This window comes from Streptomyces malachitofuscus (assembly GCF_055571035.1).
In genome coordinates, this window is record NZ_JBVIGA010000005.1 from 105,540 (window position 1) to 121,216 (window position 15,677).

The 15,677-nt window shown below is 72.5% G+C and carries 13 protein-coding genes and 1 pseudogene; 9 read left to right on the forward strand and 5 right to left on the reverse strand.

The annotated features are described in order from the left end of the window. The first annotated feature begins 82 nt into the window (after positions 1–82). The gene (locus ACZ44S_RS08870; RefSeq protein ID WP_466926095.1) at positions 83–481 is read left to right on the forward strand and encodes a hypothetical protein; all 399 of its coding nucleotides are present in this window, start codon (positions 83–85) and stop codon (positions 479–481) included. Between the two features lie 74 nt (positions 482–555). Beyond that, positions 556–1,485, forward strand: coding sequence for an RICIN domain-containing protein (locus ACZ44S_RS08875; protein ID WP_466926097.1), 930 nt, complete (start codon positions 556–558; stop codon positions 1,483–1,485). Positions 1,486–1,506: 21 nt separating this feature from the next. Here ACZ44S_RS08875 and ACZ44S_RS08880 read toward each other — a convergent pair. Further along, positions 1,507–2,030: pseudogene (locus ACZ44S_RS08880) on the reverse strand (diadenosine tetraphosphate hydrolase). On the opposite strand from ACZ44S_RS08880, the gene ACZ44S_RS08885 reads away from it, so the two are divergent. Continuing rightward, positions 2,021–2,719: a nucleotidyl transferase AbiEii/AbiGii toxin family protein gene (locus tag ACZ44S_RS08885; RefSeq protein WP_466926100.1), complete on the forward strand. Its 699-nt coding sequence runs from the start codon at positions 2,021–2,023 to the stop codon at positions 2,717–2,719. The pseudogene ACZ44S_RS08880 and the gene ACZ44S_RS08885 overlap by 10 nt on opposite strands. 16 nt (positions 2,720–2,735) lie before the next feature. On the opposite strand, the gene ACZ44S_RS08890 is transcribed toward ACZ44S_RS08885, so the two are convergent. Next, a complete protein-coding gene (locus ACZ44S_RS08890) occupies positions 2,736–3,902 on the reverse strand; it encodes an MFS transporter (RefSeq protein WP_466926103.1) in 1,167 nt (388 codons plus the stop codon). A gap of 77 nt (positions 3,903–3,979) precedes the next feature. Between ACZ44S_RS08890 and ACZ44S_RS08895 the strand changes: the two genes are divergently transcribed. The 3 genes from ACZ44S_RS08895 (at position 3,980) to ACZ44S_RS08905 (ending at position 6,440) form a co-directional block, all read left to right on the forward strand. Then, positions 3,980–4,987: an ArsR/SmtB family transcription factor gene (locus ACZ44S_RS08895; RefSeq protein WP_466926105.1), complete on the forward strand. Its 1,008-nt coding sequence runs from the start codon at positions 3,980–3,982 to the stop codon at positions 4,985–4,987. Next, positions 4,984–5,493 (forward strand): glutathione peroxidase, encoded by a 510-nt coding sequence (locus ACZ44S_RS08900; RefSeq protein ID WP_466926107.1) that lies wholly within the window; start codon positions 4,984–4,986, stop codon positions 5,491–5,493. The genes ACZ44S_RS08895 and ACZ44S_RS08900 overlap by 4 nt, the downstream gene beginning before the upstream one ends. A gap of 62 nt (positions 5,494–5,555) precedes the next feature. Further along, entirely contained in the window at positions 5,556–6,440 is an 885-nt protein-coding gene (locus ACZ44S_RS08905; RefSeq protein WP_466926109.1) for a MerR family transcriptional regulator, read from the forward strand. 87 nt (positions 6,441–6,527) lie between these two features. On the opposite strand, the gene ACZ44S_RS08910 is transcribed toward ACZ44S_RS08905, so the two are convergent. From ACZ44S_RS08910 to ACZ44S_RS08920, 3 genes are all read right to left on the reverse strand, one after another. Beyond that, positions 6,528–6,719, reverse strand: a complete 192-nt coding sequence (locus ACZ44S_RS08910) for a DUF397 domain-containing protein (RefSeq protein WP_149548727.1) — start codon at positions 6,717–6,719, stop codon at positions 6,528–6,530. 225 nt (positions 6,720–6,944) lie between these two features. Next, positions 6,945–7,802, reverse strand: coding sequence for a helix-turn-helix domain-containing protein (locus ACZ44S_RS08915; RefSeq protein ID WP_190165336.1), 858 nt, complete (start codon positions 7,800–7,802; stop codon positions 6,945–6,947). Positions 7,803–8,095: 293 nt separating this feature from the next. Next, positions 8,096–8,848 (reverse strand): GOLPH3/VPS74 family protein, encoded by a 753-nt coding sequence (locus ACZ44S_RS08920; RefSeq protein ID WP_466926113.1) that lies wholly within the window; start codon positions 8,846–8,848, stop codon positions 8,096–8,098. Between the two features lie 223 nt (positions 8,849–9,071). Here ACZ44S_RS08920 and ACZ44S_RS08925 point away from each other — a divergent pair, with 223 nt between their 5' ends. The 3 genes from ACZ44S_RS08925 (at position 9,072) to ACZ44S_RS08935 (ending at position 15,580) form a co-directional block, all read left to right on the forward strand. After that, on the forward strand, positions 9,072–11,738 hold the full coding sequence (locus ACZ44S_RS08925; protein ID WP_466926116.1) for a D-alanyl-D-alanine carboxypeptidase: 2,667 nt from the start codon (positions 9,072–9,074) through the stop codon (positions 11,736–11,738). 131 nt (positions 11,739–11,869) lie between these two features. Further along, positions 11,870–13,792, forward strand: a complete 1,923-nt coding sequence (locus ACZ44S_RS08930) for an MFS transporter (protein ID WP_466926119.1) — start codon at positions 11,870–11,872, stop codon at positions 13,790–13,792. A gap of 240 nt (positions 13,793–14,032) precedes the next feature. Beyond that, entirely contained in the window at positions 14,033–15,580 is a 1,548-nt protein-coding gene (locus ACZ44S_RS08935; RefSeq protein ID WP_466926120.1) for a sodium:solute symporter family protein, read from the forward strand. Positions 15,581–15,677 lie beyond the last annotated feature (97 nt).

A 15,677-nucleotide genomic window follows, 5' to 3' on the forward strand; every position in this document is an offset into this window, starting at 1 on the left:
GCCCGCGTCCGGTGCGCAGGCCGCAGGCGTCGCCCGTCCGTACCGGGTACGGCGGCGCCCTCCGACGTCGAGAGGGACCACCGTGACCATCCGCAAGCGCCTCGCCTACGGCACCCTGGCCGCCTCGCTGCTCGCCGGGGTGGTCACCCTCGCCCCGGCCGCCCAGGCCGGCGAGGAACGGGCCGCCTCCTGCTACGGGAGCGCGAAGAACTACTCCAAGGCGGCCGGGATCGCCGACGTCCCGGCCGGCCGGTTGTTCGTGACGTCGGGCAACTGCGCCGACATCAACATCAAGCCCAGGACCAACCGTTACGTCATGGTGTGCTTCGAAACGGCCTCCGGTGGCAGCGACTGCCCCTCGGGCTACACGCTCGCCCGGGGCGGTGAGTGGAACGTGATCGAGTACGGCGTCCCCGACGGCACACAGTTCTACTTCCACTTCCGCTCGGACGCCCTGTCCAACGGAAGCTGGGCCGCCTGACCCGCGCGGGACGCCCGTGGCATGGCGGATTTCGCCGTTGCTCTCCGTGCAACGACCGCCGCAAGATGGCGTCCATGGGGAACCTGCGTGAGCTGTCTCCTTACGCGGCACGGGACGCCGCCGGTTTCGTCGAGTCGATGAAACAGCTCAAGAAGCTGTCGGGGCTGACGTACCGCGAGCTGGAGGAGCAGGCCGCCCGCAACGGCGAGGTGCTCGCGCGCAGCACGCTGGCCGACGTCCTCAGGCGCCCCGGGCTGCCGCGGCCCGAGGTCCTGGCGGCGTTCGTACGCGCCTGCGGGGACGGGGAGCGGGTCGACGCCTGGCTGGAGGCGAGGGAGCGGATCGCCGCGGCGGGGCCGCGGCCGGTTCCCGCCGAACCCGCGGACCCGCCCCCGGACTCGCCGCCGGACTCGCCCTCGCCCTCGCCGGAGGAGCCCGCGCCACAACGGCGCGACCACCGGCTCCTGACGGTGATCGCGTCCGCGCTCGCGCTTCCGCTGCTCGCCGTCGGCGTGTGGGGTCTGCTGCCCGACGGTCCGGGGACCGACACGGAGCGGACCCCCACCGACGGCTGGGTCACCATCCGCCCCGCCGGCGAGACCGACCTGTGCCTCACCGACGGACGGGACCGGGCCGGCGCCTACGGCAGCGCCGTGGCCGTGCACCTCCCGTGTGCGCAGGCTCCGGTGCCGCGCACCTACCTCGAACCGGCCGGTGAGGGCCGGTACCGCGTCCAGTGGCACCACCCGGAGATGGGCAAGGGCTGTCTGACCGTCATGGACGGTGGGCCTGTCAAGGGCATGATCGAGCCGCGCGACGACTGCACCGGGGCGACCCTGTTCCGTGTGGAGCCCGCCCCGGACGGCTCCGGCTTCCGGTTCCGTACGGAGCGGCACGGCCAGTGCGTCGGCACCGCCGGCCGCGACGCGGCCGAGGGTGTCGAAGCCGTCCAGGAACCCTGCGCGGACACCCGCGACCAGTACTTCGTCGTACGGGGGGACTGAGCGACGGAGCCGCGGCGCCCGTCATACGGACGTGGCGCGCAGCCGGTCCGGTTCGTCGCCGATCGCCGCCCGCAGTGGGTCGTGCCGCGGGCCGGGACGGTGGCGCTCGTCGCTGCACCGGTCACGCGGGTACAGCCAGACCGGGTGGCCCACCAGGCCGGCAGGCTCCCAGTCGAAGCGCGGCCGGACGTGCGCGTGCAGAAACGGGTCCGTGGTGCCCAGGATCTCGAGGTTGACCCGCCGGAAGGCGGGGTCCAGCCGTCGGCAGGCCCGCTCGACCGCCTCGCCGAGCAGGTCCACGTCGGCCAGGAACGACAGCCGCTTCGCTCTCGGCAGCTCCGACAGCCGCCGCGCCCCTGGATCGTCCGCGAGGAGAACCGAGTATCCGGGCAGGAACTGGACGTCCCCGATCACCGCGAACCCCGCCGTCAGCCGCCGCATCACCGTGGGGTTCTCCCCGCCGGTGCGGCCCCGATCCGGTCCGCCCGCCAGTCGTCGCTCCTGCGCGGACGCCACCGGCGGCGATAATCGGCGTATGACCTCACCCCCGGTCGGCGTGGATGCGGACGCCGTGCGTGGGCGGCTGGCGGGTGACGTGCTGGCCGTCGGGGCGCCGTACGCCCTGGTGCTGGCCGGTGGGGACGCCGTGCGGGCGCACGGGCTGGTGGCGGCCCGGATCAGCCGCGGGATGGACCTGGCCACCGAGCATCCCGCGGACATGGCGGAGATCGCCGGCGGTGTGCGGGCGGGGCTGGAGCGGCGGGGGTGGGCGGTCGAGGAGCCGCTCGTCGATCCGCTGGCGGCACGGCTGGTCGTCGGGGACCCCGCGTCGGGGGCTCGGTGGCAGGTGGATCTCCGCAAGGAGGTGCTGTGGCGGCCGGCGGTGGAGACGGAGGCCGGTCCGGCGCTCTCCCTGGAGGATCTGACCGGTACGACCGTACGCGCGCTCGCGGACCGGGGCCTGCCCCGTGACCTCGTCGACGTCCACGCGGTGGCGGACCGGTGGAGCCCTCCGGAGCTGGAGGAGCTCGGCCGGCGGCACGCGCCCGACACCTTCGACCTCGCCGAGCTCCAGTCCCGCCTGACCGGCACGGAATGGCTCGACGACGGCGGGTTCCGCGCCCACGGCCTGGACGCCCCGGCGATCGAGGACCTCCGCCGCTGGGCCCAGACGTGGGCGGACGACATCGCGGAGCGGCTGCTGGAGGGGGAGGCTCCGGAGGAGGACCGGTAGGAGCGGTGGGGGTGGCTCACGCCGGACGGCGTCCCGGCGCGGTGGCGGCGAGGAGCAGCGTCACCGCGGACGACGCCAGGGCCAGGGTGGTCATCGCGGCCGGGGGCGAGGTGAGCTCGGCGAGGCCGCCGGCCAGGGCCGCGCCGGTGCCCTGCATCGTGAGCATGCCGGAGGAGTGCAGGCCGAGGGCGTGGCCGGAGAGCTCCGGCGGGGTGAGGCTCATCAGGCGCTCCTGCTGCACCAGGCTCGCCCCGAAGCCGGCGGAGGCCACGGCGGCCAGGGCGGCGGCCACGGGCAGGGGCGGGTGGAGGACGAAGAGCAGGTACGGCGTGGCGAGGAGCAGCAGGAGCGGGGTGGCCAGCCGTCGGCGGCGGCCGGGCGGGATCAGCCGGCCCACCGCCACGTCACCGGCGAGCATGCCCACGGCCGCGCAGGCGAAGAGGGTGCCGGCGGCGTCGGGGGCGTAGGACACGTAGAGGGACTCGCAGCCGACGACCAGGCCGTTGGGGATCCACAGGCCGAGGTAGACATGGCGGCGGGGCGGGGACGACCAGAGCCGGGCATTGGCCGCCCAGGTGGCCCGTACGGAGGGCCGGCCGGCGGCGCGCGGCGGGCGGCGGGTCAGGCCGAGGCGGGCGACGAGCGCCGCCGTGAGGTACAGGGCCGCCGCCGCCAGCAGCGTCGGGCGCGGGGAGAGGAGTGCGACCAGGACTCCGCCCGTCGCGAAGCCGGTGATCTGCAGCACGCCGTTCATCATGTTGAAGGCCGAGCGGCCCAGGAGATAGCCGTCCCCGGGGAGGATCTCGTTCAGCAGGCCCCAGCCGACTCCCCCACCCACCGATGCCACCAGCCCGGTGAGGAGGAGGATCGCGAACACCGCGGTGACGGGCAGACCGGGCAGGGCGAGCGCGGCGGTGGCGGCGGCGAAGGCGAGCGCCGTGCCGGTCATGGTGGCCCGGGGCGGGAGGCGGTCGGCGGCCGACATGAACAGCGTGGCGCCGAGGACGTGCGCGAGGGACGGGCCGAACATGCTCAGCGCGGACAGCAGGGGTGAGGCGGTCTCCCGGTGGACGAGGGTGGCCAGGGCCAGGCCGCTCGTCGTACGGGCCATGGTGTGAGCGGAGGCGGCGAGGAGGAGCGGGGTGAACTCGGGGGTGCGGAAGAGGTCCCGGTAGCTGCGCATGCGCGGAGTCTTTGGAGGGCGCGGGGGCGGTCGTTAATGTTTCGCGCCGGGGCGAAAGGTCGGGGAGGCGGACGGTCGTGGGCTGGTGGCAGATCAGTGCGGACACCCTCGCCGGGAGCCGGTTCGTGCTCTCGCCGCTCGCCGAGACCTTCGCGAGCCTGCGGCTGCTGCACGCGGCACGGGCCGCGCACCCCGGCGAGCGGGCGTGGCTCGACGCCCATCTACCCGCCTACCGGGCACGGCTGGCCGCCGATCCGGTGACCGCCCTGCTCGTGCCGTCCGCGCTCGGGACGGTGTGGATCGCGGACTTCCTGACCGTCACGCCGCGAGGTGACGAGAGCTTCGAGGAGGAGGTCGCGCGGGTGCGTACGGTGCCGCCCGCCGACGCCCGCGCGCAGCTGCGGGTCTCCCTGGGCGGCCCGCTCCCCGCCCCGCTGGACCGCGACGACCTGGCGGAACGCGCCGCGGACCTGCTCACCCACGTCTGGGAGGACGCCGTACGCCCCTCCTGGGCGCGGCGCCGGCGGGTCCTGGAGGCCGATGTGGTGGCCCGGGTGGCGCAGGTGGGCCGGGGCGGCTGGGCGACGGTGCTGGACGCGCTGCGGCCGGGGACACGCTGGCTCGGCGGCAACCGGCTCCAGGTCAACGCGCACGAGCTGCCGCCGCGTGAGATCTCCGGGGCCGAGCTGCTGTTCGTGCCGGTGACCGCGCAGCGGGTGGGCTGGGTGTCGTCGGAGGGGACGCGACGGTACGCGCTCGTGTACCCGTGCGCGGGCGCGCTGGCCGGCGACCGCGACCAGGGACGGGTGCCGGCGGGCCTGGGCGCGCTGCTCGGGACCGCGCGGGCGCGGGTGCTGCTGCTGCTCGGCTCCCCGATGAGCACCAGCCATCTCGTCGCGGTGACCGGGCAGGGGCTGGGCTCGGTCGGCCGGCATCTGCGGGTGCTGCTGGACGCGGGGCTCGTGGAGCGGTGCGGCAGGGCGGGCCGGTCGGTGCTGTACGTGCGGACGGCGGCCGGGGAGGTCCTCGCCGAGGCCGGGCCGGTCGGGGAAGGACCGTGGTCCGGGGCTAGGGTCGGCTCATGACGACTGAAGCGAACAACGGCACTTCTCCCCTCGACGTCGAGATCGGCGCCCTGAACGGCGGTCCGGCGGACCTCGCCCAGTACGCGGGCCGGGCCGTGCTCGTCGTGAACGTGGCCTCCAAGTGCGGGCTGACCCCGCAGTACGCCGGTCTTGAGCGGCTGCACGAGCAGTACGCGGAGCGGGGCTTCACCGTGCTCGGCGTGCCCTGCAACCAGTTCCTCGGTCAGGAGCCGGGCAGCGCGGAGGAGATCGCCGAGTTCTGTTCGGCGACGTACGGCGTGACCTTCCCGATGACCGAGAAGGTGGAGGTCAACGGGGAGGGCCGGCACGCGCTCTACGAGCGGCTGGTCGGTCACGCCGACGCCGAGGGGCACAGCGGGGACATCCGCTGGAACTTCGAGAAGTTCCTGATCGGGCGGGACGGCGAGGTCGTCGCCCGCTTCTCGCCGCAGACCGAGCCGGAGTCGGCGGAGCTCGTGGCGGCGGTGGAGAAGGCGATCGGCTGACCGTTGACCTTGCCCCTGGGGCAGGGACGAGCGTTCCTCCCGCCGGGCGGAAGAGCCGCCCGGTGACGGAGGATGGCGGCGTGGACGAGGAACTGCTCTCCATCGGGGCGTTCGCGGCGCGGGCCCGGCTGTCGGCCAAGGCGCTGCGGCTGTACGGCCGGCTGGGGCTGCTGGCCCCGGCGCGGGTCGACGAGGCCACCGGTTACCGCTTCTACCGGGCCGGTCAGATCGAACGGGCCCGGCTGGTGGCGCTGTTGCGCCAGCTGGACATGCCGCTCGCCCGGATCGCCGAGGTGCTCGACGCGGGCGACGGTACGGCGCGGGCCGAGCGGCTCGCCGCGTACTGGGCGGACGTCGAGGCACGGCACGCCGGGCAGCGGACGCTCGCCGAGTACCTCCGTGGACGGCTGTCGGGGAGGAGCTCCGAGATGTACGGGAAGTTCGTGGTCGACACGGTGGACGTGCCGGCGCAGGTGCTGATCACCGAGTCACGGCATGTGACGCCGGAGGAGCTGCCGGCGTGGATCGGGGCGTCGCTGGGCCGGCTGGTGGAGGCGGCCGGGGAGTGCGGCGGCGTGGCGGGGACTCCGTTCGTGGCGTACCACGCCGAGGTGTCCATGGAGAGCGACGGCCCCGCGGAGGCGTGCGTGCCGGTCGCCGACGAGGCGGCGGCACGCGCGTGGGCGGACGGGCCGGGCAGGGCCTTCGGGACGAAGGTGCGGGTGGAGCCGGCGCTGCGGCTGGCCCGCACCCGGATCACCAAGGCGCAGGTGGCGCATCCGCAGATCCTGGCCGCGTTCGAGGCGGTGGAGGCGTGGATGACGACGCAGGGGCTGACGCCGACGGGCCCCTGCCGGGAGGTGTACTTCGGGGACTGGCCTGCCGCGGGTCCCGACGACCCGGTGTGCGACGTGGCCTTCCCGGTGGGGCCGCCCGCCGGGGGCTGACCCGGCCGGACACCGGCCGAGCCCTCTCGGCTAGGACGGCGAACTGGTCGAGAGGGCCCTGTCGGTGGTGCCTGCGACGGTGCGGGGTCAGTCCTTGACCGAGGCCACGAAGGCGCTCCACGCGTCCGCGGGGAAGGCCAGCTTCGGACCCTCGGGAACCTTGGTGTCCCCGAGTTCCAGCGCCGCCTCGGTGGTCGACCTGACCATCACGCACGCGCCGTTGTTGTTGGTGTAGGAGGACGTCGTCCACGTTTCCGTGGTGCCCAGACGAATTGCCATGTTCGCTCCGTAGCCAGATGCTGAGTTGCTGTCACCGACCTGCGCATCCGGCGTGGACCGCAGAACGGATTTCGCCAACCCTCGCTGCTGGTTGGCGTGATCGACGCTACTCGTCACCCTCTTCTTCCGGAGCAGTCGTTCACTCGACCGGGTGGCATATTCCAGGTGGGACTTACCGCCCAACATCCTTGCGGTGTAGGGTTCCGCCCCACAACTGACCACGACTCAGCGTGCGTAGTCCTTCGCGAGGCGTTCCACCAGCTGACGGGACTGTTCCACGTTCAGCGACTGCGCCCGCAGATGCTCGTACATCACCGTGTACTTCTGCACGTCGTGCGGCTTCTCCAGGTACAGGTCGCTGGTGACGCCCTCGATGTACACCACGCTCGAATCGGCCGCGTCGGCGAACTCCAGGATCGAGTACTGGCCGTTGATGCCGGCGTGCGCGCCGACCTCGAACGGCAGCACCTGCACGGTGACGTGCGGCAGCTGGGACAGCTCCATGACGTGCTCGAGCTGTTCCCGCATGACCTGCCTGCTCCCCACGACCCGGTGCAGCGCCGCCTCGTCCAGCACGATCCACAGCCGCAGCGGGTCCTTGTCCGCGGTGATACGGCTCTGCCTGCGCAGCCGGACCTCGACCCGCTTGTCGTTCTCCTGCTCGGACGACTCCGGCGAACCGCCCTGCACGATCGCCTCCGCGTAAGCGCGGGTCTGCAACAGCCCGGTGATGATCTGGGGTTCGTAGACGCGCAGCGACTCCGCGTCCGTCTCCAGGCCGATGTAGACGCTGTACGGGATGTCGCCGAACGCGTGCCACCAGCCCTGCTGCCGGGAGTCCTTGGCCATCTGCATCAGCGACTCGACGATCCGCTGGTCCTCGACCTCGTACACCCCGCACAGGTCGCGCACATCGCGCTGGCTGATGCTGCGCCGGCCGTTCTCCAGGCGGCTGATCTTCGACTGCGACACCAGCAGCCGCTCCGCCACCTCCTCGGCCGTCATGCCCTTGAGCTCACGGAGCCTGCGCAGCTCCTGGCCGAGTCGGCGCCGCCTGACGGTGGGATTGACATTGGACGCCACGGGACGTGCACCTCCGGCTGCGTGCCTCGTACTTGCCACTTTGCGTGTCTGCTGATGAGCAGACTGCCACCAAGGTGCTTCCTACCGCTGGGAAACGGTGGATATACGACGGGTACACGCCACTTCAGGTACCGGTGGCGGGTGTTGGGGCCGGACGGGGGCGCGCCGAGCGGGGCGGAGAGAGCCCGTGTGTTCTCTCCGCCCCGCTCGGACAGCGGCTCCCGTGACCGGGTCCTGCGGTGCCGTGGATCCGTGGCGTGCCGTGCCGTTCGGCCCTGGGGGGACGTGACGGCTCAGTGGGCCACGGCGCGTGCCATGGATCCGCGGCGTGGTTGCGCCGGAACGCCTCGGGCGGGTTCCGTCGCGCCCCTGCCGCCGGCGACCTGCCGGCCCGCCGGTGCGGAGCTGCGGCGCGGCTGGGCCGCCGCACCGTTCTGGACGTCCATCACGGCATGCGCGACGAGCCCGCCCATCGGGTCGTGCCGGATCAGATCCCGCAACCGGGAGCGCGAGGAGCGTCCCTCGTTCCCCGGGTACAGGTGCTTGCCGAGGCCCACCGCGTGCGCCAGTGCGGCGAGCGCCGCGGTCCGCGGGTCCGGCGGGACGCCGGTGCGGATCGCGGAGTCCAGCCGGGCCCTGATCTCCCGGCTGATCTCGGTGTCCGTCGCCTGGTAGCGAGTCGTCGGCAGCACCCCGCACATCTGTCCGGCCACGGCATGCACCATGCCGCACCGCTCCAGATGCGAGAGGTAGGTCTGGCGGAGCCCGAGACGCGGCCCGCCGATCCAGTGGACCGCCCGCACAGGAGCGCCGCGCCTCCGCAGCAACTCCAACGCGCAGTCCAGTGTTGGGTCTCCAGTCGGCCGTGGCACCACCACGGCGATACGATCCCCGTCTGGGGCTATCCGTCCGGCCAGCGCCAGCTCCACTAGCTGTGCTCCGGCCAGACCGAGGTCGAGCGACTGCGGCTGTGCAGTGGTACCCGTGGCCGGGTCCAGTGCCAGCAGCAGAAGCTCCTCCGGAAGTGTTCTGCGGCTCCTGCCCATCCATGCCTCCCCGCGTGGATGAATGACAGGGTGACCCCTCTCACATTGGTCTGTCGAGGGTGCGTGACCGGTTCGTAGTGGAACCGGTAGGTATGTCGTTCTCGTCTACCGCGTGGGGTAAGCCCGCACACAGGACACTGGTACATGGTTCGGACAGCGCGGTGGAGTGCTGTCGCGGGCGGGCGGTTCACGGTTCGGATGGCGCACGCGGTGCGTGCGGCGCATGGAGGAGGCATCGGTGGCGGGCGAGTCCCCCGACAGGTCGAAGCAGCGCGAGTCGTCGGCAGAACCGACGTCGGGGAGCGCGGGTCCGGTTCCCGGGAAGCGGGATCCCCGCTTGGCGGTGGCCCGCGAGGCCGAGCCCCCGGAGCCCCGCCGGCCCGCCGACACGGCCACCCGGGTGCTCTCGGTGCGCGCCGACGCGTCCTCCGCGGAGGAGGGCGAGCCCCACGGGGGTGACGCCCGGCTGCGCGAGGCGGTCGCCACGTGGGTCCGCTCGGCGGAGCCGGACGAGGACGACGCCGACGCGTCCTCCCCCGGGGCGGACGGGGCCTCCCCGAAGGCCGACGAGGACGCCGGCACGGACACCGCCTGTGACGACACCTCCACGGACACCGGCGGGAAGCCGGCCCCGGGTGACGCCTCCGCGGACACCGACACCGACCCGGCCCCCCGCGGCGCCTCCGACGCCAGGGAAGCCGGGGAAGAGGAAACCGCCGCCGACGGCGCGTCCCGCGCCGGGGAGGACGCCGAGGACGCCTCCAGCGCCCTCACGGACCCGCCCACGGGTGACACCGACGACGGCTCCGGCGAGGGGGCGCACGACTCGTCCGGGGCCGGGGCGTCCGCCGCCCCGGCGGGCGACGAGGACGGCCGCGCGGACGCAGCGGCGGACGCCGACACGGCCACCGCCTCCGACGACACCGAAACCGCCCGCGCGGACAGCCCCCCGGACGCCGATGACGCGGGCACCGCCCGCGCGGACGACGCCGAGGACACCGGTGCCGCGACCACCCGTCAGGACCACGCCCCGGACGCCGACGACACCCCCACCGCCCGCGCGGACGACGCCCCGGACACGGGCGACGCCCCCGTCGCCGGATCCGCGTCCGTGCCGGAGGACCGGCCCGAGGCCGAGGCCGACGCGGCCCCGGACGACGCCGAGGACACCGGTGCCGCGACCACCCGTCAGGACGACGCACCGGACGCCGGTGACGCGGGCACCGCGTCCGGGTCCGGCGGTGACGGCCAGGACGCCGGGGACGGCGACGCCCCGGCGCCGACCGGCGGCGACGCGGGCCCGTCCAAGGACGGCGACGGCGGCGGTTCGCCCCCCGCCGTCGATCACCCCACCGCCGTCTTCCGGACCCGGCAGCGTTCCGTCGACCAGCCCACCACCATGCTCAAGCTCGGTGACGCGGGCGCCCGGTCCGGGGAGCAGGGCGCCACGGAGAACGAGGCCGAGCGGACCAGCAAGTTCGTCGCGCTGAAGGGACTCGACGACCCGGCCGTGCGCAAGCCCCCGGGCGCCGTGCCGCCTCCGGCCGCCGAGGCCACCACCTCGCTCCCGCAGGTCGGGCCGGAGCGGACGACGCAGCAGCCCCTGCCGCCCAAGCCGCCGCTGGACCTGCTGGCCGAGCTCACCAACACGCCGCCGCCCCCGCAGACACCGCTGCGGACGGCCGTGCGACGGGTCAAGATCTGGACGCCGCTGGTCCTGCTGCTGGTGATCGCCTTCGCGATCGCGCAGAACGTCCGCCCGCTGCCCGCCCCTGCGCTGGAACTCACCGCCCGGGACAGCTACACCTTCGAGGGCGGCAAGCCCGAGATTCCGTGGCCGGCGGCCGGTCAGGCGGCGCTCGACGTGCAGGGGATCGGCACGTTCGGCTCGTCCGGCGAGCAGAAGCCCGTACCGATCGCCAGTGTCGCCAAGGTCATGACGGCGTACGTGATCCTGCGCGACCACCCGCTCAAGAGCGGCGCCGAGGGCCCGATGCTCAAGATCGACGAGCTCGCCGAGAAGCAGTCCGACGCCGGCCAGGAGTCGACCGTCGACGTCACCGCGGGCGACGAGATCTCCCAGCGGGAGGCGGTCGAGGCCATCCTGATCGCGTCCGCGAACAACGTGGCGCGGCTGCTGGCCCGCTGGGACGCGGGGTCCGAGAAGGCGTTCGTCGAGAAGATGAACAAGGCCGCGGCGGACCTCGGCATGACCAACACGACGTACACCGACCCCTCGGGTCTGAACGACACCACCGTGAGCACGGCCGTGGACCAGGTGAAGCTGGCCAGGGAAGCCATGAAGCAGCCCGCGTTCCGCGAGGTCGCCGCGATGATGTCGTACGACGACTACAAGGGCACCAATCACTCCAACTGGAACCAGTTGGTCGGCCACAACAACGTCGTCGGCATCAAGACCGGCACCACCACCTCCGCGCTCGGCAACCTCGTGTTCGCCGCGAAGAAGGACGTCGACGGGGAGACCCGCACCATCGTCGGCGCCGTCGTGCGCCAGCCCGCGGGCGGCAAGGACAACACCATCCTGTCCGCCGCCCTCACCGCAGGCGACGAGCTGATCCGTGCCGCGCAGGGTGCTCTGGAGGCGGCGACGATCATGAAGAAGGGGGAGGTCGTCGGGTACGTGGACGACGGTCTGGGCGGCCGTACGCCGGTGGTCGTCACCGAGGACGTCAAGGCCGTCGGCTGGGCGGGCCTGTCGGTGAAGCTGACGTTCGCCGCGGACGAGGTGCCGCACCGGGCGAAGGCCGGCACGAAGGTGGGCACGCTCACCGTGGGCGACGGCACCAGCAGTGCCGTCAAGGTCCCGGTCGCCCTCCAGGAGGACCTCGTGGAGCCCGGCTTCACGGACAAGCTGACCCGTATCGCCTGAGCGGGAAACGGCGCAGCGCACCCGCACCCCGCGGGCCCACGCCCACCCGGGCGACGGCCTGCGGGGTGCGTGCTAGCGTCACGAAACGGGCAGCAAAACGGACAAGGAACGGACACGGGGAGTGCCTTCAGGTGGCCACAGCGGAGCCGACACGCGCCGACGACGCCGATCCCGGTCCGGGACCCGGTCCGCGAATACCCGTGTCCGGAACACAGCGTCCCGCCGAGGATGCCGAGGACACCACCGGCGCCTCCGGCGACCCCGCCGGTTCCTCCGGTGACACCGCCGGTGACACCGCCGGCGCCCCGAAGGCCCCCATGGCCCCCATGGCGGCCGTCCTCGCCGTGCGCGCCCGCATGCTCCGGCACCCCGTGCTGTCCGTCACCGCTCTCGCCGGCCTGCTGCACATCGTCTGGTTCTTCACGTTCGCCAACAGCGGCGGCGATCTCGCGGCGCAGGACGCGTGGGCCGAGTTCGTCGGCCGGCACCCGGACTCCGCGTACAACCTCGCCTGGTACGGCGGGATGCACCCGGTGTCGTACAGCGTGGTGTCGCCTTATCTGATGTCCGTGCTCGGGGTGCGGACGACGATGATGATCGCGGGGACGGTGTCGGCCGGGCTGCTGACGCTGGTGCTCATGCGCAGCCGGGAGGTGCGCAACCCCCTGTGGGCCGCGCTCACCGGCGTGTTCGCGCTGCTGTGCAACGCCGCCTCGGGGCGGGTGACGTACGGGCTGGGCACGATGTTCGCGCTGGGCGCGGTCGCGGTCGTCTTCTGCTGGCCCCACCGATGGCGTTACAAGCGCTGGGCGAAGGCCCTGTGCGCGGCCCCGCTGGCGGCGCTGGCCACGATGGCCTCGCCGGTCGCGGGGCTGTTCGTGGGCCTGGTGGCGGTGGCGCTGTTCCTGCAGAAGCGCCGGCCGGGGGCGTGGGCGCTGGGCGTGGCGCCGAGCGCGGTGGTGGCGGTGTCGGCCTGGCTGTTCCCGTTCTCGGGGACGCAGCCGATGGGCATCGGCTCGGTGGTGCTGCCGCTGCTGTACTCCGTCCTGGTGTACCTGCTGGTGCCGGCCGAGTGGAGGACCGTACGGATCACGGCCGCCGTGTACGGGCTGGGGATCGTGCTGGTCTGGCTGATCAGTTCGCAGATCGGCTCGAACATGACGCGGCTGGCGATGCTGTTCGGCGGTGTGGTGCTGGTGGCGGCGCTGCCGTTCACGGTGCCGAAGTCCCGCAAGTGGTACGTGCTCGTCGTCGCCGTCGTCGGGTTCTTCGGCTGGATCGGCTTCAAGTCGGTCGACGACGTCGTGCACACCACTCCCCGTGCCTCCTGGGCGCGCGAATTGGCGCCGCTGGTGAACGAGCTCCAGGAGGTCGGCGCCGAGCGGGGCCGCGTGGAGGTCGTCCCGGCCCGCTCGCACCGCGAGGCGTCCGCCCTGGCCCCGTACGTCAATCTGGCCCGGGGCTGGAACCGGCAGGCCGACATGGAGCGCAACCCGCTCTTCTACGACGACACCCTCAACTCGGCGAACTACCGCGAGTGGCTGAAGCGCTGGGGCGTGCACTTCGTGGTGCTGCCGAAGGACGAGCCGGACGGTGACGGCGGCCAGCGGGAGCGGGAGCTGGTGCAGCGCGGGCTGCCCTATCTGACGCAGATCTGGGGCGACGCCAACTGGCAGCTGTTCGAGGTGGAGGCACCGACCCCGCTGGCGGAGCCGAACACCGTGGTGGAGCGGGCCGAGCAGGGCGAGTGGACGCTGCGGGTGGAGAAGGCGGGCCGGATCCTGATCCGGGTCCCCTACTCCCCGTGGCTCGGCCTCGTCGACGCCGAGGGCTCGGCGCTGGAGCCTCCGCGGGAGACGGAGGAGTCCGAGAACCGTCCGGAGGGTGAGCCGAGGACGTACGACAACGTCCACGGCTGTCTGATGGAGACGGAGGAGGACGCGAACGGCGACCAGTGGACGATGCTGCTCGCGCCGGAGCCCGGGACGTACCGCCTGGCGGCTCCGTACAAGTGGGGGCAGCGGGGCACGCCCTGCCCGCAGGAACTGCGCTGACCCGGTGACCCGACAGCGGTCGGACCGATCCGACACGCCTCTCGTAAGTTCGCCCACATGAACGTCATTCAGCCATACGAACGTTTTTGCCTGCTCTTGACTCGACGCTTTCTTGTCGTGCCCGCGCCACCCCGCCCACGATGAGCGGGCACTTCGCGGCCCTCCACGTCCCTACCCCGCTCAGGCGAAGTGCCAACCAGCTGAGTGGTGTTCACAAGGCGGACCCTGGAAAGGGGGGACATGAACGGTCTCGACTGGGCGGTTCTCATCGGCTACTTCGCCGTGATGGTCGCCATCGGTGTCTGGTCGCACAAACGGGTGGACAACGTCAGCGACTTCTTCACGGCCGGCGGCAAGATGCCCTGGTGGCTCTCCGGCATCTCCCACCACATGTCGGGCTACAGCGCGGTGATGTTCACCGGGTACGCGGGCATCGCCTACACCTACGGCGTCACGTCCTTCGTCACCTGGTCGTTCCCGATCGCCTTCGGCATCGCCATCGGCTCGAAGCTGTTCGCCCCGCGCATCAACCGGCTGCGCTCCCGGCTCCATGTGGCCTCACCGCTGGAGTACCTGAAGAACCGCTACGACCTGAAGACCCAGCAGGCGCTGGCCTGGTCCGGCATGCTGCTGAAGATCGTGGACGTGGGCGCGAAGTGGGCCGCGATCGCCACCCTGCTGTCGGTGTTCACCGGCGTCTCGCTCAACCAGGGCATCCTCATCACCGGCGTCGTCACGGCGATCTACTGCACCATCGGCGGCCTGTGGGCGGACGCGCTGACCGAACTCGGACAGTTCATCATCCAGCTGCTGGCCGGTGTCGCCATGTTCGTCGCGGTGGTCCTCGAGCTCGGCGACCACGGCGGCTTCTTCGGCGCGTGGGACGAGCCGGAGCTCCAGGGCCACGGCGAACCGCTGGTCGGACCGTACGGCACGGTCTTCCTGCTGGCGTTCCTCTTCATCAAGCTGTTCGAGTACAACGGCGGCATGCTCAACCAGGCCCAGCGCTACATGGCCACCCCCGACGCCCGCCAGGCGGAGCGCTCGGCCCGGCTGTCGGCGGTGCTGTGGCTGGTCTGGCCGGTGATCCTGTTCTTCCCGATGTGGATGTCGCCGCTGCTGGTGGAGTCCCAGAAGGCGGACGGCTCCGACTCCTACGCCCTGATGACCGAGCAGCTGCTGCCGCACGGGCTGCTGGGCCTGGTCATCGTCGGCTTCTTCTCCCACACGATGGCCATGTGCTCCTCGGACGCCAACGCCATCGCGGCGGTGTTCACCCGTGACGTGGCGCCGGTGCTGTCCGCGAAGGCGCGGATGTGGGGCGAGCGGTCCGGTCTGATCGCGGCCCGCGTGACGACGGTGGTGTTCCTCGGTCTGTCCATGGCGGTGGCGACGCAGGTCGACTCGCCGACCTTCAAGGACATCATCACGGTCGTCATCAAGTGGGTGGCCGGTCTGATGGGACCGATCGCGATCCCGATGATGCTGGGACTGCTGCGGCCGTTCCGGCGGTCCGGTCCGACGGCGGCGCTGACCAGCTGGGCGCTGGGGCTGGTGGCGTTCTGGCTGGTGAACTACCCGATCAACTGGGCGGTCGAGGGCGGGGTGCCGCTGGAGTACCAGGTCTCGATACCGCTGGCGGTCTCGCTGGTCCTGTACGTGGTGATCGGCTACGTGAAGCCGGAGGACACGCCCGGGCGGATGGCGATCATCGAGCGCGTCAACACGGACGACGACGGTGCTGCGGTGGCGCTGCCATCCACCGCGCCGGTGCGGGATCAGGCGTAGTTTCCGCCCCCGCCGCCCCTTCCCGTCCCGTCCACAAGGGGCGCTGCCCCTTCGACCCCGAACGCGCGGGTGGGTGGGTGGTGGCTCGCGCAGTTCC

Bases quoted from the DNA above. Each gene is read 5' to 3' on its own strand.
- ACZ44S_RS08875 (WP_466926097.1), top strand. From the start codon at position 556: ATGGGGAACCTGCGTGAGCTGTCTCCTTACGCGGCACGGGACGCCGCC.
- ACZ44S_RS08885 (WP_466926100.1), top strand. From the start codon at position 2,021: ATGACCTCACCCCCGGTCGGCGTGGATGCGGACGCCGTGCGTGGGCGG.
- ACZ44S_RS08890 (WP_466926103.1), bottom strand. From the start codon at position 3,902: ATGCGCAGCTACCGGGACCTCTTCCGCACCCCCGAGTTCACCCCGCTC.
- ACZ44S_RS08900 (WP_466926107.1), top strand. From the start codon at position 4,984: ATGACGACTGAAGCGAACAACGGCACTTCTCCCCTCGACGTCGAGATC.
- ACZ44S_RS08910 (WP_149548727.1), bottom strand. From the start codon at position 6,719: ATGGCAATTCGTCTGGGCACCACGGAAACGTGGACGACGTCCTCCTAC.
- ACZ44S_RS08920 (WP_466926113.1), bottom strand. From the start codon at position 8,848: ATGGGCAGGAGCCGCAGAACACTTCCGGAGGAGCTTCTGCTGCTGGCA.
- ACZ44S_RS08925 (WP_466926116.1), top strand. From the start codon at position 9,072: ATGGAGGAGGCATCGGTGGCGGGCGAGTCCCCCGACAGGTCGAAGCAG.
- ACZ44S_RS08935 (WP_466926120.1), top strand. From the start codon at position 14,033: ATGAACGGTCTCGACTGGGCGGTTCTCATCGGCTACTTCGCCGTGATG.